The sequence below is a fragment of the Pseudomonas sp. GW821-FHT01D09 genome (genome assembly GCF_059422465.1).
The window spans coordinates 1-17,963 of record NZ_JBWKWY010000019.1; the positions used below are offsets into that span (position 1 = coordinate 1).

Here is a 17,963-nt window from a genome sequence, read left to right on the forward strand (position 1 = left end):
TCAGACTGAATGCCATGCTGCGTGACGGCACCGAATGGAGGTGACGAATGGCATGTTGAAGACAGTTGCTCCCACATTTTGAATGTATTCACAGATCAAAATGTGGGAGCTGGCTTGCCTGCGATGAGGCCCTAACGGGCGCCGAGAAACCCAGCCACCTTCCCCGCCGCAGCCTCCAAATGCTGCTCATGGGTAAACCCCGAAGCCTTCAACGGCTTCAGATCATGATCCCCCGCCACCAGCCACATCACCTCGATGCCCGGCGACAGCACATAACCCTGCACCGCCGCCCGATTGCCCAACGCATCGCGCTCGCCCTGCACAATCAAGGTCGGCGTCTTCAGCCCGGCCAGGTGCTCGACCCGGGGCTTGTCCGGCTTGCCCACCGCATAGAATGGATAACCCAGGCACACCAGCGCATCAACCGCCAGTTCATCGGCCAGTAAACTGGCCATGCGCCCGCCCATGGACTTGCCGCCGATAGCCAGCGGCCCAGCGACATGACGTCGCACCTGGGCATACACCTCGCGCCAGCATTCCAGCAGTCTGGGGGCCGGGTTCGGTGGGCGTTTGCCACCGTCCACACGGCGCTGGACCATGTAGGGAAACTCGAAGCGCAACACGTTGACCCCATGCCCGGCAAGGCGTGCAGCCATGTCGCCCATAAAGCCCGAATCCATCGGCGCGCCGGCACCGTGAGCCAGGATCAGCGTCGGTGATTGGCCCGCGTCAACGCTCGTGGCCGCATTCCACAACCACCCGTGTTCACGCACACACTGCGCCCATTGATCCCCGTCAATACTGGCCTTGTGCTCTTTGCCCATGCTTACCTCGCTTTTTAGTCTGCCTATAACTCCAGCCCAAGTGCCGTATCTGCTTGGGTTGAACCGTGGATGGGGAACCATGAACACTACTTTAAGTACCGCCTATAACTACAAGGTGGTCCGCCAATTCGCCATTATGACGGTGGTGTGGGGCATCGTCGGCATGGGGCTCGGGGTTTTTCTCGCTGCCCAGTTGGTATGGCCCGAACTCAACTTCAACCTGCCTTGGACCAGTTTCGGTCGATTGCGCCCACTGCACACCAACGCAGTGATTTTCGCGTTTGGTGGCTGTGCGCTGTTTGCCAGCTCCTTCTACGCGGTACAACGCACCTGCCAGACCCAGCTGTTCGCGCCGAAAGTCGCCGCGTTCTGCTTCTGGGGCTGGCAATTGGTGATTGTACTGGCAGCGGTCAGCTTGCCGCTGGGCTACACCAGCTCCAAGGAATACGCCGAGCTGGAATGGCCGATCGACATCCTGATCACCATCGTCTGGGTCGCCTATGCCATCGTGTTCTTCGGCACCGTGGCCAAGCGCAACACCAAGCACATCTACGTGGGCAACTGGTTCTTCGGTTCGTTCATCATCACCGTGGCGATCCTGCATATCGTCAACAACCTGGAAATCCCGGTCAGCCTGACCAAGTCCTACTCCCTCTACGGTGGTGCGACGGATGCCATGGTGCAGTGGTGGTACGGCCATAACGCCGTAGGTTTCTTCCTCACTGCGGGCTTTTTGGGGATGATGTACTACTTCGTGCCGAAACAGGCCGAGCGTCCGGTTTACTCCTATCGCCTGTCCATCGTGCACTTCTGGGCACTGATCACCCTGTACATCTGGGCCGGTCCGCACCACCTGCACTACACCGCGTTGCCAGACTGGGCACAGTCCCTGGGCATGGTGATGTCACTGGTTCTGCTGGCGCCAAGCTGGGGCGGCATGATCAACGGCATGATGACCCTCTCGGGCGCCTGGCATAAGCTGCGCAGCGACCCGATCCTGCGCTTCCTCGTTGTATCGCTGGCGTTCTACGGCATGTCGACCTTTGAAGGGCCGATGATGGCGATCAAGACCGTTAACGCCCTGTCCCACTACACCGACTGGACCATCGGCCACGTACACGCCGGCGCTCTGGGTTGGGTGGCGATGATTTCCATCGGCGCGCTGTACCACATGATCCCGAAAGTCTTCGGTCGCGAGCAGATGTACAGCCTCGGCCTGATCAACGCGCACTTCTGGCTGGCCACCATCGGCACCGTGCTCTACATCGCTTCGATGTGGGTCAACGGCATTGCCCAGGGCCTGATGTGGCGTGCGGTCAACGAAGACGGCACCTTGACCTATTCCTTCGTCGAAACCCTGGTGGCCAGCCACCCAGGCTTCATCGTGCGGTTGGTGGGCGGGGCGATCTTCCTCAGCGGCATGTTCCTGATGGCTTACAACACTTGGCGCACCGTGCGTTCGGCACAACCTGCCGAAGTGGCCGCTGCGGCGCAGATGGCCTGAGGAGTCGATGATGAAACACGAAACGATTGAAAAGAACGTCGGCCTGCTGATGCTGCTGATGGTGCTCGCCGTGAGTATCGGCGGCCTGACGCAGATCGTCCCGCTGTTCTTCCAGGACGTGACCAACAAGCCGGTCGAAGGCATGAAGCCCTACACCGCGCTGCAACTGGAAGGCCGTGACATCTACATCCGCGAAGGCTGTGTACAGTGTCACTCGCAGATGATCCGGCCGTTCCGCGCCGAGACCGAACGCTACGGCCACTACTCGGTCGCCGGCGAAAGCGTGTGGGACCACCCGTTCCTGTGGGGCTCCAAGCGTACCGGGCCGGACCTGGCCCGGGTGGGCGCACGCTACTCCGACGACTGGCACCGCGCGCACTTGTACAACCCGCGCAACGTCGTGCCTGAGTCGAAGATGCCGGCCTACCCATGGCTGGTCACCGCCCAGGTCGACAGCAGCCACACCGAAACCAAGCTCAAGGTCATGCGCACCCTCGGCGTGCCGTACACCGACGCGGACATCACCGCGGCCGTGGACAGCCTCAAGGGCAAGACCGAAATGGACGCTCTGGTCTCCTACCTGCAAGTGCTCGGCACTGCAATCAAGAGCAAGAGGTGAACCATGGGTTTTGAACTGGATACCGGAATGATCCGCGGCCTCGGCACGCTGGTGGTGGCGATTGCCTTCATCGGCCTGTCGCTGTGGGTGTTCAACGCCAAGCGCAACCCGGAGTTCGCCGAGGCCTGCCTGCTGCCATTTGCCGATGAGCCTAAGCCTGACGCCATCGACACCCCATCCGACGCTCAAGAAGAGCCTGTAACAAGGAGCATTCGGCCATGACTACCTTTTGGAGTACATGGATCTGTGTACTGACCCTGGGCAGCCTGATCGGCCTGACCTGGCTGCTGTTCGGCACCCGCAAGGGCGAGACCAAGGGCAGCGTCGACCAGACCATGGGCCACGCCTTCGACGGGATTGAGGAGTACGACAACCCCCTGCCCCAATGGTGGTTCCTGTTGTTCGCCGGCACCCTGGTGTTTGCCGTCGGCTACCTGATCCTCTATCCCGGCCTGGGCAACTGGAAAGGCGTCTTGCCGGGCTATGAAGACGGCTGGACGCAAAACAAGGAATGGGACAAAGAAATGGCCAAGGCCGACGCCAAGTTTGGGCCGATCTTCGCCAAATTTGCCGCCATGCCCGTGGAAGAAGTGGCTAAGGACCCGCAAGCGTTGAAAATGGGCGGCCGCCTGTTTGCCTCCAATTGCGCGGTGTGCCACGGCTCTGACGCCAAGGGTGCCTATGGCTTCCCGAACCTGGCGGACAACAACTGGCGCTGGGGTGGTTCGGCCGATGCAATCAAGCTGACCATCATGAACGGTCGCCATGCCGCCATGCCGGCCTGGGGTGAAGTACTGGGCGAAGACGGAGTGAAAAACGTCGCCGCCTATGTACGCCAAGACCTGGCCAAGTTGCCGCTGCCGGCTGACAGCAAAGTCGACCTGGCCGCTGGCAAGCAAGCGTTCGACACCACCTGCGTGGCTTGCCACGGCCCAGAGGGCCACGGTGTCGAAGCCATGGGCGCGCCGAACCTGACGCAACCTGCCGGGTTCATCTACGGCACCAGCCTGGCGCAGTTGCAACAGACCATCCGCCACGGCCGCCAGGGCCAGATGCCGGCGCAGGAAGCCCTGCAAGGCAATGACAAGGTTCATCTGTTGGCGGCTTACGTTTACAGTCTGTCGCAGAAGGAGCAGAAGTAAGCTACAAGCTGCAAGCTGCAAGAGAAGGGTTCTCAACTCGGCTCTTGCAGCCCTCTCCCTCCCCGCTCCAAACTTTCCGCTTGCCGCTTGCTACTCACCACTGCGCCCTGCGCCCCATTGTCGCACCCTTCCAAAGCACACCTTTCCCCTCTCGCCATTCGGGTCTACGCTTGTTTCGACAGTGGGCCGGCGTTGGTCGGTCGCAGCTCGACTTGCACTCGACGAGTCAAACGCTCCAGCAGGGTGACAGGCGCAAAGGCTGGCAGTGACCGGCTATCGCGCCATTGACCGCTCATCCCCCCGCCAGCGTGTTTGCACTGACCTCGGCGCAAGGACCTGCGTCCGCTCAAAATTCCTGTCCAACCCGTCAGCTTTTCATTTTGGATTTTGTCCTTACGCCAAACATGGAAAGGGCGCAGAATCTGGTTTGTAAAGCATTGACGCAGGTCAGCGTTACGTTGCAATGGCACCTCGCTTTCTCCATACTTGCGACCGATTTTTATCCTAATAAAACACCTAAACCGTGGAACCTTAGAATGAGCACAGCAATCAGTCCGACTGCTTATAACTATAAGGTAGTCCGCCAGTTCGCCATCATGACGGTGGTCTGGGGGATCCTTGGCATGGGGCTCGGTGTCTTCATCGCCTCGCAACTGGTCTGGCCGGAGTTGAACTTCGACCTGCCATGGACGACGTTTGGACGCCTACGCCCACTGCACACCAACCTGGTGATCTTCGCCTTCGGCGGATGTGCACTGTTTGCCACTTCCTACTATGTCGTGCAGCGAACCTGCCAGACGCGACTGATTTCCGATGGCCTGGCTGCCTTCACCTTCTGGGGCTGGCAAGCGGTCATCATCGGCGCCATCATCACCCTGCCAATGGGTTTCACCACCACCAAGGAATACGCGGAATTGGAATGGCCCCTTGCCATCCTTCTGGCGATTGTCTGGGTGGTCTACGGCATTGTGTTCTTTGGCACCATCGTCAAGCGCAAGACCAAGCACATCTACGTCGGTAACTGGTTCTACGGCGCATTCATCGTCGTGACGGCGATGCTGCACATCGTCAACCACGCGTCCTTGCCGGTGAGTTTCTTCAAGTCCTACTCGGCCTACGCCGGTGCGACCGATGCGATGATCCAGTGGTGGTACGGCCACAACGCCGTAGGCTTCTTCCTGACCACCGGTTTCCTGGGGATGATGTACTACTTCGTGCCAAAACAGGCCGAGCGTCCGATCTACTCCTATCGCCTGTCCATCGTGCACTTCTGGGCGCTGATCACCCTGTATATCTGGGCCGGTCCTCACCACCTGCACTACACCGCGTTGCCGGACTGGGCACAGTCCCTGGGCATGGCCATGTCGATCATCCTGCTGGCGCCCAGCTGGGGCGGCATGATCAACGGCATGATGACCCTCTCGGGCGCCTGGCATAAGCTGCGCACCGACCCGATCCTGCGCTTTTTGGTGGTGTCGCTGGCGTTCTACGGCATGTCGACCTTTGAAGGCCCGATGATGGCGATCAAGACCGTCAACGCCCTGTCCCACTACACCGACTGGACCATCGGCCACGTACACGCCGGCGCTCTGGGCTGGGTAGCGATGATCTCCATCGGCGCGCTGTACCACATGATTCCCAAGCTCTACGGCCGGGCGCAGATGCACAGCATCAGCCTGATCAATACCCACTTCTGGCTGGCCACTATCGGCACGGTGCTGTACATCGCCTCGATGTGGGTCAACGGCATCACCCAGGGCCTGATGTGGCGTGCGATCAACGACGACGGCACCCTCACCTACTCCTTCGTCGAAGCGCTGCAAGCCAGCCATCCTGGTTTCATCGTGCGTGCCTTAGGCGGCGCGTTCTTTGCCAGCGGCATGCTGTTCATGGCCTACAACGTGTGGCGCACCGTGCGTGCGGCAGACCCTGTAGCCGCTGAAGCCGCCACCAAGATCGCTGTTGTGGGAGCCCACTGATGAAGCATGAAGTAGTCGAGAAGAATATCGGCCTGCTGGCCTTCTTCATGGTCATCGCCGTGAGTATCGGCGGCCTGACCCAGATCGTTCCGCTGTTTTTCCAGGACGTGACCAACAAGCCGGTCGAAGGCATGAAGCCGCGCACCGCCCTTGAACTGGAAGGCCGCGACATCTACATCGCCAACGGCTGCGTACAGTGCCACTCGCAGATGATCCGCCCGTTCCGTGCCGAAACCGAACGCTACGGCCACTACTCGGTCGCCGGTGAAAGCGTGTGGGACCACCCGTTCCTGTGGGGTTCCAAGCGTACCGGCCCGGACCTGGCCCGGGTTGGCGGTCGTTACTCCGATGACTGGCAGCGTGCGCACTTGTACAACCCGCGCAACGTGGTGCCCGAGTCGAAAATGCCGGCGTACCCGTTCCTCGTGGAAAACAAGCTCGACGGCAAAGACACTGCCAAGAAAATGGAAGTCTTGCGCACCCTCGGCGTGCCTTACACCGACGAAGACATCGCCGGTGCCCAGGCAGCCGTCAAGGGCAAGACCGAAATGGACGCGCTGGTGGCCTACCTGCAAGGCCTGGGCACCATCATCAAAAGCAAACGGTGATCTGAATGGATATCGGGATGATTCGAGGCCTGGGCACCGTTGTCGTGATGGTGGCCTTTATCGGCCTGGCCTTGTGGGTGTTCAGCCCCAAGCGCAAGTCAGAGTTTGAAGACGCGACCTTGTTGCCTTTTGCGGATGATCCCGAAGCCATCAAGCACGTCGAGCAAGCTTCTAGGAGTAACAAAGAATGACTACGTTCTGGAGTCTGTACGTCACAGTCCTCAGTCTGGGTACCATTTTTGCCCTGACCTGGCTGCTGCTGTCGACCCGCAAGGGCCAGCGCGCCGAACAAACCGACGAGACCGTTGGCCACTCGTTCGATGGTATCGAGGAATACGACAACCCACTGCCCAAGTGGTGGTTCATGCTGTTCGTCGGCACCATCGTGTTTGCCCTGGGTTACCTGGTGCTATACCCCGGCCTGGGCAACTGGAAAGGCCTGCTGCCGGGCTATGCCTACCTCGATAACGACAAGCAAACCCAGTTCGCCAACGGCCAGAGCGGCTGGACCGGCGTGCACGAGTGGGAAAAGGAAATGGCGCGCTCGGACGCCAAGTTCGGGCCGATCTTCGCCAAATTCGCAGCCATGCCCATTGAAGAAGTGGCCAAGGACCCGCAAGCCCTGAAGATGGGTGGCCGCTTGTTCGCCTCCAACTGCTCGGTCTGCCACGGTTCCGACGCCAAGGGCGCCTATGGCTTCCCCAACCTGACCGACGCCGACTGGCGCTGGGGCGGCGAGCCGGAAACTATCAAGGCCACCATCATGGCGGGCCGCCATGCGGTGATGCCAGGCTGGGCTGAAGTCATCGGTGAACAAGGCGTGGCCGACGTGGCCGGCTTCGTGCTGACCAACCTCGATGGCCGCAAACTGCCGGAAGGCGCCAAGGCCGACGTGGCCAACGGCGAGAAGTTGTTCGCCACCAACTGCGTGGCCTGCCACGGCCCGACCGGTAAAGGCACCCCTGCCATGGGCGCGCCGGACCTGACCCACCCGGGCGCGTTCATCTACGGCTCCAGCTTCGCGCAACTGCAGCAGACCATCCGTTACGGCCGCCAGGGCCAGATGCCTGCACAAGAGCACCTGCAAGGTAACGACAAGGTGCATTTGCTGGCGGCGTATGTTTACAGCCTGTCGCACAAAGAGCAGCCAGAGCAGAAGTAAGCTTTAGGCTGCAAGCTGCAAGAAAAAGCTCCGTACAGTGCATGCTGGCGGGGCTTTTTTGTATCTGGTGAAGCGCATCGACCGCTTGAAGCTCGCCACTTCAACGTAGTAACGTAACTACATTCACCCATCCCGCTGGGAGGCGCTCCATGACAATTACGACAATCTCCAGCCGCGAATTTAACCAAGACACAAGCGGTGCCAAAAAAGCCGCGCGCCAAGGACCGGTTTTTATCACCGACCGAGGCAAGCCTGCCCATGTACTGCTAAGTATTGAGGACTACCAAAAATTGACAGGCCTCAACGCCGATATTGTTGACCTGTTGATGATGCCAGAGGCGGCGGACATCGAGTTTGAAACCGAGCGCGCCGTGATCATTGATCGACCCGTGGACCTCTCTTGATGTATCTGCTCGATACCAACGTCATTTCCGAGTTACGCAAACCCCAGGCCGACAAAAATGTGGTGGCCTGGGCCAAAACCGTCGCCGCGCCGCGCCTGTATATTTCGGCGATTACCTTGAAGGAACTGGAGACCGGGGTGCTGCGCATGGAGCGCCGTGACCCCGTACAAGGCAAGGTCTTGCGCACCTGGCTCAAACGCCATGTCATGCCGGCCTTCGATGCCAGGATCCTGCCGATTGACGCGGCCGTGGCACTGCGCTGTGCCAGCCTGCATGTACCGGATCGAACCAACGAAAGTGATGCACTGATCGCCGCAACCGCTCTGGTTCACGGCCTGACCGTGGTCACCCGCAATGTCGCCGACTTCCAAGGCAGTGGTGTGACACTGATCAACCCATGGGACGAATGACCTTCAGGCCCTGAAAAAACGTCCATACTCATCCTGTCAATTGATTCAAGTCACGTACACCATCAATTGATTTCCCCCAACGCGACCAAAGGTCGCACCCGTTCATCGGTACTACAGGCGTATCATTACGCCACTGCAAGACCCCTATTTTGACCCTGGCCGGCACGTACTGGCCAAGGCAAATCTCCACTGCCGTGGGATGCAATGATGAGCAACCAGATTCCGGTACATGACGTTACCCCGCCTGCCAAAAAAACCAGCGACACCGTCGATCTCTACGCCTCGCGGGAGAAAATCTACACCCGTGCCTTCACCGGGATGTTCCGCAATCTGCGGATGCTCGGCGGCGCCGGGTTGTTCCTGCTGTACTTCGGTACGGTGTGGCTGAACTGGGGCGGGCACCAGGCTGTCTGGTGGAACCTGCCGGAGCGTAAGTTCTTTATTTTCGGTGCGACATTCTGGCCCCAGGATTTCATCCTGCTGTCGGGCATCCTGATCATCTCGGCCTTCGGCCTGTTCTTTATCACCGTGTACGCCGGGCGTATCTGGTGCGGCTACACCTGCCCGCAAAGCGTGTGGACCTGGATCTACATGTGGTGCGAAAAGGTCACCGAAGGCGACCGCAACCAACGGATCAAGCTGGACAAGGCGCCGATGAGCGCCAACAAGTTCCTGCGCAAACTCAGCAAACACACGCTGTGGCTGTTGATCGGCTTTGTCACTGGCATGACCTTTGTCGGCTATTTCTCGCCGATCCGCGAGCTGGTGTTCGAGTTCTTCACCGGCCAGGCCGATGGCTGGTCGTACTTCTGGGTCGGCTTCTTCACCCTCGCCACCTACGGCAACGCCGGCTGGCTGCGCGAGCAAGTGTGCATCTACATGTGTCCGTATGCGCGCTTCCAGAGCGTGATGTTCGACAAGGACACCCTGATCGTGTCCTACGACCCACGTCGTGGCGAAGTGCGTGGCCCACGCAAGAAAGGCGTCGACTACAAGGCCCAGGGCCTGGGGGATTGCATCGACTGCACCATGTGCGTGCAGGTCTGCCCCACCGGGATCGACATCCGTGACGGCCTGCAGATCGAGTGCATTGGCTGCGCCGCCTGCATCGACGCCTGCGACACCATCATGGACAAGATGGACTACCCTCGCGGGTTGATCAGCTACACCACCGAACATAACCTGTCGGGGCAAAAAACCCATAAGTTGCGCCCACGCCTGATCGGCTATGCGCTGGTGCTGCTGGCGATGATCAGCCTGCTGGCCACGGCGTTCTTCATGCGCTCACTGGTGGGTTTCGATGTCAGCAAGGACCGCGTGCTGTACCGCGAAAACGCCGAAGGGCGGATCGAGAACGTCTACAGCCTGAAAATCATGAACAAGGACCAGCGCGACCACACCTATGTGCTGGACGCCAGCGGCCTGCCGGACCTCAAGCTGCAAGGCAAGCGCGAGATCAAGGTTGCCGCCGGGGAAATCTTCACCCTGCCGGTGGAGCTGTCGAGCGCGCCAGAACAAATGCCGTCGAGCACCAACGAGGTGAAATTCATCCTCAAGGATGCTGACGATGACAGCATCCACGTAGAAGCCAAGAGCCGGTTCATCGGCCCACAAATTCGTTAAAAGAGAGCAGAACAATGCCCGTAGCAACTGCCGCAAGCCCCTGGTACAAGCACCTCTGGCCCTGGATCATCATTGCCATCCTGGCCTGCTCGGTGACGCTGACCCTGTCCATGGTGACCATTGCGGTGAACCACCCGGTCAACCTGGTCAACGACAATTACTACGAGGCCGGCAAAGGCATCAACCGCTCCCTGGACCGCGAATTGCTGGCCCAGACCCTGCAAATGCGCGCCAACATGCATTTGGATGAACTGACCGGCGAAGTGGAACTGTTCCTCACCGGCAACAGCGGGCCGACCACCCTGGAACTGAACCTGATTTCGCCGACCCAGCCGGAGAAGGACCGCAAGGTCGTACTCACCCGCAGCCAGAGCGAGCCGGGGCGCTATATTGGCCAGGTGACCGACAAGGTCGAGGGCCGGCGCTTCGTCGAACTGCTGGGGGTGGAAGGCGACCGCACCTGGCGCATGTTTGAGGAAGAAGACGTCAGCCACGGCACGGACCTGAAGCTGGGTGACGAGCCGTTGCAGGGTGCTGAAGACCTGAAGAACTGACAGCCGCGCTTCGCGCATCGCGAGCAAGTCGAATCGTCGCACCGCCGCTCCCACAGGAGATCGCGATCAAATGTGGGAGCGGCGGTGCGACGATTCGACTTGCCGGCGATGCGGCCCTCCCCGCCCACACAGATCCAGAACCATGACCAGCCCAACCCCCTGCTACCACTGCGCCCTCCCCGTCCCGCCCGGCAGCCGCTTTACCGCGGTGATCCTCGGCGAGCCCCGCGAGCTCTGCTGCCCGGGTTGCCAGGCGGTGGCCGAGGCGATTGTCGCAGGCGGGCTGCAAAGCTATTACCAACACCGCAGCGAGGCCTCGGCCAACCCCGAAGCCCTGCCCGTGCAGTTGCTGGACGAACTGGCACTGTACGACCGCGCCGATGTGCAAAAACCCTTCGTGCGCCACGACGGCGACCTGGCCGAAGCCACCCTGTTGATGGAAGGCATCAGTTGCGCCGCCTGTGGCTGGCTGATCGAGAAACACCTGCACAGCCTGCCCGCCGTGGCCGAGGCGCGGCTGAACCTGTCCAACCATCGCCTGCACGTGCGCTGGGCCGACGGGCAATTGCCGTTGAGCCAGGTGCTCAGCGAGTTGCGCCAGATCGGCTACGCCGCCCACCCGTATCAAGCCGACCGCGCCGCCGAACAACTGGCCAGTGAAAACCGCCTGGCCCTGCGCCAACTGGGCGTGGCCGGCCTGCTCTGGTTCCAGGCGATGATGGCGACCATGGCCACCTGGCCGGAATTCAATATCGACCTGAGCCCCGAGCTGCACGAGATCCTGCGCTGGGTCGCGCTGTTTCTGACCACCCCCATTGTGTTCTACAGCTGCGCGCCGTTCTTCAAGGGCGCCATGCGCGACCTGCGCACCCGCCACCTGACCATGGATGTCTCGGTGTCGCTGGCCATCGGCGGCGCTTACCTGGCGGGCATCTGGACGGCCATCACGGGGGTGGGCGAGCTGTATTTCGATGCCGTGGGCATGTTCGCCCTGTTCCTGCTGGCCGGGCGTTACCTGGAGCGCCGCGCCCGGGAACGCACCGCCGCCGCCACCGCCCAACTGGTCAACCTGCTGCCCGCCTCGTGCCTGCGCCTCAAACACGATGGCCAGAGCGAACGTATCCTGCTCACCGAACTGGCCCTGGGCGACCGGGTGCTGGTGCATCCGGGTGCCATCCTGCCGGCCGACGGGGTGATCCTGGAGGGACAGTCGAGCATCGATGAATCCCTGCTCACCGGCGAATACCTGCCACAACCGCGACAGGCCGGCGACAGCATCACCGCCGGCACCCTCAATGTCGAAGGCCCGTTAACCGTGCAAGTGCGCGCCCTGGGCCACGACACCCGCTTGTCGGCCATCGTGCGCCTGCTGGAACGGGCCCAGGCCGAAAAACCACGCCTGGCCCAAATCGCCGACCGCGCCGCACAATGGTTCCTGCTCTGCTCGCTGATCGCCGCCGCGGTGATTGGCCTGTTGTGGTGGGAGCTGGATGCGTCGCGGGCGTTCTGGATTGTCCTGGCGATGCTGGTGGCAACCTGCCCGTGCGCCCTGTCCCTGGCAACCCCCACCGCACTGACCGCCGCCACCGGCACCCTGCACAAACTCGGCCTGCTGCTGACCCGTGGCCATGTGCTCGAAGGCTTGAACCAGATCGACACGGTGATTTTCGACAAGACCGGCACCCTCACTGAAGGCCGCCTGGCCCTGCGTGCCATCCGGCCACTGGGCGCGATGAGCAGCGACCTGGCCCTGGCCCTGGCCGCCGCCCTCGAAAACCGCTCCGAACACCCGATTGCCCGGGCTTTTGGCCGTGCCCCGCTGGCGGCTGATGAGGTGCTCAGCACCCCGGGCCTGGGGCTCGAAGGCCGGGTCGGCGAACGCCTGCTGCGCATCGGCCAGCCTGGTTTCGTGTGTGAATTAAGCGGCTGTGCGATGCCCGATTCGCCGCAAGATTCCGGCCAATGGCTGCTACTGGGCGATACCGGCGGCGCCCTGGCCTGGTTTGTCCTGGATGATCGCCTGCGCAGCGATGCGCCGGCACTGCTGGCCGCGTGCAAGGCGCGGGGCTGGCGCACCTTGCTGCTGTCGGGCGACAGCTCGCCGATGGTCGCCAGCGTGGCCGCCGAATTGGGCATCGATGAAGCCCGTGGCGGCCTGCGCCCGGATGACAAGCTGCAAGTGCTGCAACAGCTGCACAAGGAAGGCCGCAAGGTATTGATGCTCGGTGACGGCGTGAATGACGTGCCGGTCTTGGCCGCCGCGGATATCAGCGTGGCCATGGGCTCGGCCACTGACCTGGCGAAAACCAGCGCCGATGCGGTGCTGTTGTCCAACCGCCTGGATGCCCTGGTGCAAGCCTTCAGCCTGGCCCGGCGCACGCGCCGGGTCATCATTGAAAACCTACTGTGGGCCGGGCTGTACAATGGCCTGATGTTGCCGTTTGCCGCCCTCGGTTGGATCACGCCGATCTGGGCCGCGATCGGCATGTCCCTCAGTTCGTTGACCGTGGTGCTCAACGCCCTGCGCCTGACTCGCCTGCCGCGTGCCAGCGCCGCGAGCACCACCCCACAGCCCCGCCCGCTGCCGGCTTGAGCCGCGCGGGCCTGGAGTAGCGATGCCAGCTCTTTACGTAATGATTCCTGCGGCGCTGCTGATCGTCGCCATCGCCATCTACATCTTCTTCTGGGCGGTGGACAGCGGCCAGTATGACGACCTCGACGGGCCAGCCCACAGCGTGCTGTTCGATGACCAGGACCCCAAGCACCTGGCCGCTGTCGACGAGGCCAGCAGCCACCCGCAGCCACCGGCCAAGCCAGACGAACCGGCGCCGCCCCATGCTTGACCTCGCGCCCCTGCTGGTTTCCGCGCTGATCCTCGGCCTGCTGGGCGGCGGCCATTGCCTGGGCATGTGTGGCGGCCTGATGGGCGCGCTGACCCTGGCCATCCCCCCGGAACAGCGCAGCCGGCGTTTTCGCCTGCTGCTGGCGTACAACCTGGGACGCATCCTCAGCTATGCCACCGCTGGCGTCTTGATCGGCCTGGCCGGCTGGGCCGTGGCCAACAGCCCGGCGGCGATGTTCATGCGTATCCTCGCCGGCCTGCTGTTGATTAGCATGGGCCTGTACCTGGCCGGCTGGTGGAGCGGCCTGACCCGTATTGAAAGCCTCGGGCGCGGCCTGTGGCGCCATATCCAGCCGTTTGCCAACCGTTTGCTGCCGGTGTCCAGCCTGCCCCGCGCCTTGCTGCTGGGCGCACTGTGGGGCTGGCTGCCCTGCGGCCTGGTCTACAGCACACTGTTATGGGCCGCCAGCCAGGGCAATGCACTGGACAGCGGGCTTTTGATGCTCGCCTTCGGCCTCGGCACCTGGCCGGTATTGCTCGCCACCGGGCTGGCGGCAGAGCGTGTCACCGCGCTGTTGCGCAAACGTAGCGTGCGCATGGCCGGCGGCCTGCTGGTGATCCTGTTTGGCCTGTGGACGCTGCCCGGCCCCCATCAGCACTGGCTGATGGGCCATTAAAAGGCCATGTGGCATAGCGCCGCTCCCCGTTGATACAAATCAAGATGCCCCGCCAGCCATGCCCCTAGACTCGGCCCACTAGCCAATCCGGGGAACGCCCGCATGCTCGACGCCATTCGTTGGGACACTGATCTGATTCATCGCTACGATTTGGCGGGGCCGCGCTACACCTCCTACCCCACCGCCGTGCAATTCACCAGCCAGGTCGGCACCTTCGACCTGCTACACGCCCTGCGCGACAGCCGCAAGGCCGTGCGCCCGCTGTCGCTGTATGTGCACGTGCCGTTCTGCGCCAATATCTGCTACTACTGCGCCTGCAACAAAGTCATCACCAAGGACCGGGGCCGCGCCCAGGCCTACCTGCAACGCCTGGAGCAAGAGATTCAACTGGTCGCCTGCCACCTGGACCCCAACCAACAGGTGCAGCAACTGCATTTTGGCGGCGGCACCCCGACCTTTCTCAGCCACGACGAATTGCGCCAGCTGATGGCGCAACTGCGCCAACACTTCAACCTGCTGGATGACGACTCTGGCGACTACGGCATCGAGATCGACCCACGGGAAGCCGACTGGGCCACCATGGGCCTGCTGCGTGAACTGGGTTTCAACCGGGTGAGCATCGGCGTGCAGGACCTGGACCCCGAAGTGCAACGGGCGGTCAATCGCCTGCAAAGCCTGGAAGAGACCCGCGCGGTGATCGATGCCGCGCGCACCCTGCAGTTTCGCTCGATCAATATCGACCTGATCTATGGCCTGCCCAAGCAGACACCCGAGCATTTCGCCCAGACGGTGGCCGAGGTCATCAGCCTGCAACCGGACCGCCTGTCGGTATTCAACTATGCCCACCTGCCGGAACGTTTCCTGTCCCAGCGGCGGATCAACAGCGAAGACCTGCCGACCCCTGCCGTCAAGTTGCAGATGCTTGAGCAAACCATTGAGCAGCTGACGGCGGCCGGCTACAACTACATCGGCATGGACCACTTCGCCCTACCCGATGACGAGTTGGCCATTGCCCAGGAAGAATCTACCCTGCAACGCAATTTCCAGGGCTACACCACCCACGGCCATTGCGATTTGATCGGGCTCGGGGTCTCGGCCATCAGTCAGATTGGTGACTTGTACTGCCAGAACAGCAGCGACCTGAATCATTACCAGAACGCCTTGGCCGGGGCGCAACTGGCCACCAGCCGCGGCCTGCTCTGCAGCGCAGACGATCGTTTGCGGCGGGCGGTGATTCAACAGCTGATCTGTCACTTCAGCCTGGACTTCGACAGCATCGAGCAGGCCTTCACCGTGGATTTTCGCGGCTATTTCGCCCAGATCTGGCCACAACTGGAAGTGATGGCCAGTGACGGCCTGATCGAACTCGACGCCAAGGGGATCCGGGTGCTGCCGGCCGGGCGCCTGCTGGTACGCTCGGTGTGCATGGTGTTCGATGCCTATCTGGAGCAACACAATAGGCAACGATTTTCACGGGTGATCTGAGCCGGGCTACTTGGCCATCAACGAGGCGGTCTTCACCGCGTCCCCAGCACTCAGGTTCTTCATTGCTTCGTTCAACGACGCATAGGCGGCGGTCAGCGCGGCTTGCAAGCCGCCCAACGCCGACTGCACGCCGCTCAGTTTCGCCAGGGCCTGCTCCGGGCTCAGGCGCTTGTCGGCCATGACCGCCGACATCTCTGCCATCTTTTCCGCGATCTGCTGCTTCAACTGGCGAATCATTTTCAGCAGTTTCTGCACGTTCTCGTCCAGCCCGCTTTCTTCAATATCGTTGTTGGCCGTTTTCTCGGCGTTGGCGGCCCTCAGCGACGCACCGGAAAAGGTCACACTCACGCCTTCGGCAGGCTTGGTTTCACCGAGCGCCGTTGTCTCGGCCCCCGCGCCCACGGCGCTGGTTTTTTTCGGTTCAAGCAGCGTCGGCACTGTGGTGCGGGACGGAAGATTGCCGTCGATGGAAAGCATATCGTGAGCCTCCAAGCTCTTGGTCGTTAGCAGTCCATCGGCCGCCGTGCAAAATTCTTTATACCCCTGCCGGTTTTTTGTACAGGCTGGCCGGATAGTCCCTCAGTGCGGTACCCTTACGGCTTATGTGTGTTTTCCCACAAGGATTTAAGAAATGTCCGAGCCAGTTAAACTGCGCGCTCATAGCCAGGCTCACTGCAAGGATTGCAGCCTGGCACCCCTCTGCTTGCCACTTTCGCTGAATCTGGAAGACATGGATGCGCTGGACGAAATCGTTAAACGTGGCCGCCCCCTGAAGAAAGGCGAGTTTCTGTTTCGCCAGGGTGACAAGTTCGATTCCGTCTATGCGGTGCGCTCGGGCGCCTTGAAGACATTCAGCCTCAGTGATGGCGGCGAAGAGCAGATCACCGGCTTCCACCTGCCCAGCGAGCTGGTTGGCTTGTCGGGCATGGACAACGAGATCCACCCGGTATCGGCCCAGGCCCTGGAAACCACATCGGTGTGCGAGATCCCGTTCGAGCGCCTGGACGAACTGGCCCTGCAATTGCCCCAGTTGCGCCGCCAACTGATGCGGGTCATGAGCCGGGAAATCCGTGACGACCAGCAAATGATGCTGTTGTTGTCGAAGAAAACCGCCGACGAACGGATTGCCACCTTCCTGGTCAACCTGTCGGCACGCTTCCGCGCCCGTGGCTTCTCGGCCAACCAGTTCCGCCTGAGCATGTCGCGCAACGAAATCGGCAACTACCTGGGCCTGGCGGTGGAAACCGTGTCCCGGGTATTCACGCGCTTCCAGCAGAACGAACTGATCGCCGCCGAGGGCAAGGAAGTGCACATCCTCGATCCGATCCAGCTCTGCGCGCTGGCCGGCGGCTCCCTCGACGGCTGATCGCCGGACAAGGGGCGCGACACTTGCGGCCAAGCCAACCGGCGAGGCCGCAGGTATACTGCCGAGTCTTTGCGCCCAGGACTCCCGACGATGACTTTCGACGCCTTCGACATCAAATCCCTGATTCGCCCCGTCATCGACTTCCCCAAGCCTGGGGTGATCTTTCGTGATATCACGCCGCTGTTCCAGTCGCCCAAGGCCATGCGCCTGGTGGCCGACACCTTTATCCATCGCTACGTCGAAGCCGAGTTCAGCCATATCGGCGCCATGGATGCCCGCGGTTTTTTGATCGGCTCGATCATTGCCTATCAGTTGAACAAGCCGCTGATCCTGTTCCGCAAACAGGGCAAGCTGCCGGCGGACGTACTGTCCGAGGGCTATCAGACCGAATACGGCGAAGCCTTCCTTGAAGTGCACGCCGACAGCCTGTGCGAAGGGGATTCGGTATTGATGTTCGATGATCTGATCGCCACCGGTGGCACCCTGATTGCTGCGGCCAACCTGGCGCGGCGCATGGGCGCACGGATTTTCGAGGCGGCGGCGATTATTGATCTGCCGGAGTTGGGGGGGTCGCAGCGTTTGGAGGATATGGGGATCGCGACCTTCTGTTTGATGCAGTTTGGCTTGGCTGAGCGGTAATTTGCGCTGGTCTTGCGGGCCTCATCGCGGGCAAGCCCGCTCCCACCTTGGACCGAGTTCCAACTTTGGAATGCGGGCGAATGTGGGAGCGGGCTTGCTCGCGATGAGGCCCGCAAGAACGACAT

20 protein-coding genes are annotated in these 17,963 nt (G+C 61.6%); 18 read left to right on the plus strand and 2 right to left on the minus strand.

Translation table 11 applies throughout. From position 1 onward, the window contains the following. Positions 1-131: 131 nt before the first annotated feature. On the minus strand, positions 132-824 hold the full coding sequence (locus tag AC07W7_RS17185; RefSeq protein WP_495039753.1) for an alpha/beta family hydrolase: 693 nt from the start codon (positions 822-824) through the stop codon (positions 132-134). Positions 825-903: 79 nt separating this feature from the next. Here AC07W7_RS17185 and ccoN (AC07W7_RS17190) point away from each other — a divergent pair, with 79 nt between their 5' ends. The 16 genes from ccoN (AC07W7_RS17190) (at position 904) to hemN (ending at position 15,833) form a co-directional block, all read left to right on the plus strand. Next, on the plus strand, positions 904-2,328 hold the full coding sequence (gene ccoN / locus AC07W7_RS17190) for a cytochrome-c oxidase, cbb3-type subunit I (protein WP_076961247.1): 1,425 nt from the start codon (positions 904-906) through the stop codon (positions 2,326-2,328). A gap of 10 nt (positions 2,329-2,338) precedes the next feature. Beyond that, positions 2,339-2,947, plus strand: a complete 609-nt coding sequence (ccoO, locus tag AC07W7_RS17195; protein ID WP_029300055.1) for a cytochrome-c oxidase, cbb3-type subunit II — start codon at positions 2,339-2,341, stop codon at positions 2,945-2,947. Between the two features lie 3 nt (positions 2,948-2,950). Further along, positions 2,951-3,169, plus strand: a complete 219-nt coding sequence (locus AC07W7_RS17200; RefSeq protein ID WP_076961246.1) for a cbb3-type cytochrome oxidase subunit 3 — start codon at positions 2,951-2,953, stop codon at positions 3,167-3,169. Beyond that, on the plus strand, positions 3,166-4,089 hold the full coding sequence (gene ccoP, locus AC07W7_RS17205) for a cytochrome-c oxidase, cbb3-type subunit III (protein WP_076961245.1): 924 nt from the start codon (positions 3,166-3,168) through the stop codon (positions 4,087-4,089). Before AC07W7_RS17200 ends, ccoP (AC07W7_RS17205) begins: the two co-directional genes overlap by 4 nt. Before the next feature lie 536 nt (positions 4,090-4,625). Continuing rightward, positions 4,626-6,068 (plus strand): cytochrome-c oxidase, cbb3-type subunit I, encoded by a 1,443-nt coding sequence (gene ccoN / locus AC07W7_RS17210; protein ID WP_076961244.1) that lies wholly within the window; start codon positions 4,626-4,628, stop codon positions 6,066-6,068. Next, positions 6,068-6,676, plus strand: coding sequence for a cytochrome-c oxidase, cbb3-type subunit II (ccoO, locus tag AC07W7_RS17215; RefSeq protein ID WP_076961243.1), 609 nt, complete (start codon positions 6,068-6,070; stop codon positions 6,674-6,676). Before ccoN (AC07W7_RS17210) ends, ccoO (AC07W7_RS17215) begins: the two co-directional genes overlap by 1 nt. A 5-nt stretch (positions 6,677-6,681) precedes the next feature. Next, positions 6,682-6,867, plus strand: a complete 186-nt coding sequence (locus tag AC07W7_RS17220) for a CcoQ/FixQ family Cbb3-type cytochrome c oxidase assembly chaperone (RefSeq protein WP_003175465.1) — start codon at positions 6,682-6,684, stop codon at positions 6,865-6,867. Further along, the gene (gene ccoP / locus AC07W7_RS17225) at positions 6,864-7,838 is read left to right on the plus strand and encodes a cytochrome-c oxidase, cbb3-type subunit III (protein ID WP_076961242.1); all 975 of its coding nucleotides are present in this window, start codon (positions 6,864-6,866) and stop codon (positions 7,836-7,838) included. The genes AC07W7_RS17220 and ccoP (AC07W7_RS17225) overlap by 4 nt, the downstream gene beginning before the upstream one ends. Positions 7,839-7,987: 149 nt before the next feature. After that, positions 7,988-8,242, plus strand: coding sequence for a type II toxin-antitoxin system Phd/YefM family antitoxin (locus tag AC07W7_RS17230; RefSeq protein WP_076961241.1), 255 nt, complete (start codon positions 7,988-7,990; stop codon positions 8,240-8,242). After that, positions 8,242-8,652, plus strand: a complete 411-nt coding sequence (locus tag AC07W7_RS17235) for a type II toxin-antitoxin system VapC family toxin (protein WP_495039754.1) — start codon at positions 8,242-8,244, stop codon at positions 8,650-8,652. The genes AC07W7_RS17230 and AC07W7_RS17235 overlap by 1 nt, the downstream gene beginning before the upstream one ends. Before the next feature lie 207 nt (positions 8,653-8,859). Beyond that, positions 8,860-10,275 (plus strand): cytochrome c oxidase accessory protein CcoG, encoded by a 1,416-nt coding sequence (gene ccoG / locus AC07W7_RS17240; protein WP_099170760.1) that lies wholly within the window; start codon positions 8,860-8,862, stop codon positions 10,273-10,275. A gap of 14 nt (positions 10,276-10,289) precedes the next feature. Beyond that, positions 10,290-10,829 carry a FixH family protein gene (locus tag AC07W7_RS17245; protein ID WP_076961238.1) on the plus strand — a complete coding sequence of 180 codons (540 nt, stop codon included), beginning with the start codon at positions 10,290-10,292 and terminating at the stop codon, positions 10,827-10,829. Positions 10,830-10,971: 142 nt separating this feature from the next. Further along, positions 10,972-13,422: a heavy metal translocating P-type ATPase gene (locus AC07W7_RS17250; RefSeq protein ID WP_495039755.1), complete on the plus strand. Its 2,451-nt coding sequence runs from the start codon at positions 10,972-10,974 to the stop codon at positions 13,420-13,422. A gap of 22 nt (positions 13,423-13,444) precedes the next feature. After that, positions 13,445-13,672 (plus strand): cbb3-type cytochrome oxidase assembly protein CcoS, encoded by a 228-nt coding sequence (gene ccoS / locus AC07W7_RS17255; protein ID WP_057960320.1) that lies wholly within the window; start codon positions 13,445-13,447, stop codon positions 13,670-13,672. Beyond that, a complete protein-coding gene (locus tag AC07W7_RS17260) occupies positions 13,665-14,348 on the plus strand; it encodes a sulfite exporter TauE/SafE family protein (RefSeq protein WP_099170758.1) in 684 nt (227 codons plus the stop codon). The genes ccoS and AC07W7_RS17260 overlap by 8 nt, the downstream gene beginning before the upstream one ends. Before the next feature lie 102 nt (positions 14,349-14,450). After that, the gene (gene hemN / locus AC07W7_RS17265; protein ID WP_495039756.1) at positions 14,451-15,833 is read left to right on the plus strand and encodes an oxygen-independent coproporphyrinogen III oxidase; all 1,383 of its coding nucleotides are present in this window, start codon (positions 14,451-14,453) and stop codon (positions 15,831-15,833) included. 6 nt (positions 15,834-15,839) lie between these two features. Here hemN and AC07W7_RS17270 read toward each other — a convergent pair whose 3' ends face one another. Next, a complete protein-coding gene (locus tag AC07W7_RS17270; RefSeq protein ID WP_076961234.1) occupies positions 15,840-16,310 on the minus strand; it encodes a hypothetical protein in 471 nt (156 codons plus the stop codon). Between the two features lie 154 nt (positions 16,311-16,464). On the opposite strand from AC07W7_RS17270, the gene fnr reads away from it, so the two are divergent. Then, positions 16,465-17,199, plus strand: a complete 735-nt coding sequence (gene fnr, locus AC07W7_RS17275; protein ID WP_076961233.1) for a fumarate/nitrate reduction transcriptional regulator Fnr — start codon at positions 16,465-16,467, stop codon at positions 17,197-17,199. 90 nt (positions 17,200-17,289) lie between these two features. Continuing rightward, a complete protein-coding gene (locus AC07W7_RS17280; RefSeq protein ID WP_495039757.1) occupies positions 17,290-17,838 on the plus strand; it encodes an adenine phosphoribosyltransferase in 549 nt (182 codons plus the stop codon). The last annotated feature ends 125 nt before the right edge of the window (positions 17,839-17,963 follow it).

Excerpts from the sequence above, each read along its gene's own strand:
- AC07W7_RS17185 (WP_495039753.1), bottom strand. The coding sequence starts at position 824 with ATGGGCAAAGAGCACAAGGCCAGTATTGACGGGGATCAATGGGCGCAG.
- ccoN (WP_076961247.1), top strand. The coding sequence starts at position 904 with ATGAACACTACTTTAAGTACCGCCTATAACTACAAGGTGGTCCGCCAA.
- ccoO (WP_029300055.1), top strand. The coding sequence starts at position 2,339 with ATGAAACACGAAACGATTGAAAAGAACGTCGGCCTGCTGATGCTGCTG.
- AC07W7_RS17200 (WP_076961246.1), top strand. The coding sequence starts at position 2,951 with ATGGGTTTTGAACTGGATACCGGAATGATCCGCGGCCTCGGCACGCTG.
- ccoP (WP_076961245.1), top strand. The coding sequence starts at position 3,166 with ATGACTACCTTTTGGAGTACATGGATCTGTGTACTGACCCTGGGCAGC.
- ccoN (WP_076961244.1), top strand. The coding sequence starts at position 4,626 with ATGAGCACAGCAATCAGTCCGACTGCTTATAACTATAAGGTAGTCCGC.
- ccoO (WP_076961243.1), top strand. The coding sequence starts at position 6,068 with ATGAAGCATGAAGTAGTCGAGAAGAATATCGGCCTGCTGGCCTTCTTC.
- AC07W7_RS17220 (WP_003175465.1), top strand. The coding sequence starts at position 6,682 with ATGGATATCGGGATGATTCGAGGCCTGGGCACCGTTGTCGTGATGGTG.
- ccoP (WP_076961242.1), top strand. The coding sequence starts at position 6,864 with ATGACTACGTTCTGGAGTCTGTACGTCACAGTCCTCAGTCTGGGTACC.
- AC07W7_RS17230 (WP_076961241.1), top strand. The coding sequence starts at position 7,988 with ATGACAATTACGACAATCTCCAGCCGCGAATTTAACCAAGACACAAGC.
- AC07W7_RS17235 (WP_495039754.1), top strand. The coding sequence starts at position 8,242 with ATGTATCTGCTCGATACCAACGTCATTTCCGAGTTACGCAAACCCCAG.
- ccoG (WP_099170760.1), top strand. The coding sequence starts at position 8,860 with ATGAGCAACCAGATTCCGGTACATGACGTTACCCCGCCTGCCAAAAAA.
- AC07W7_RS17245 (WP_076961238.1), top strand. The coding sequence starts at position 10,290 with ATGCCCGTAGCAACTGCCGCAAGCCCCTGGTACAAGCACCTCTGGCCC.
- AC07W7_RS17250 (WP_495039755.1), top strand. The coding sequence starts at position 10,972 with ATGACCAGCCCAACCCCCTGCTACCACTGCGCCCTCCCCGTCCCGCCC.
- ccoS (WP_057960320.1), top strand. The coding sequence starts at position 13,445 with ATGCCAGCTCTTTACGTAATGATTCCTGCGGCGCTGCTGATCGTCGCC.
- AC07W7_RS17260 (WP_099170758.1), top strand. The coding sequence starts at position 13,665 with ATGCTTGACCTCGCGCCCCTGCTGGTTTCCGCGCTGATCCTCGGCCTG.
- hemN (WP_495039756.1), top strand. The coding sequence starts at position 14,451 with ATGCTCGACGCCATTCGTTGGGACACTGATCTGATTCATCGCTACGAT.
- AC07W7_RS17270 (WP_076961234.1), bottom strand. The coding sequence starts at position 16,310 with ATGCTTTCCATCGACGGCAATCTTCCGTCCCGCACCACAGTGCCGACG.
- fnr (WP_076961233.1), top strand. The coding sequence starts at position 16,465 with ATGTCCGAGCCAGTTAAACTGCGCGCTCATAGCCAGGCTCACTGCAAG.
- AC07W7_RS17280 (WP_495039757.1), top strand. The coding sequence starts at position 17,290 with ATGACTTTCGACGCCTTCGACATCAAATCCCTGATTCGCCCCGTCATC.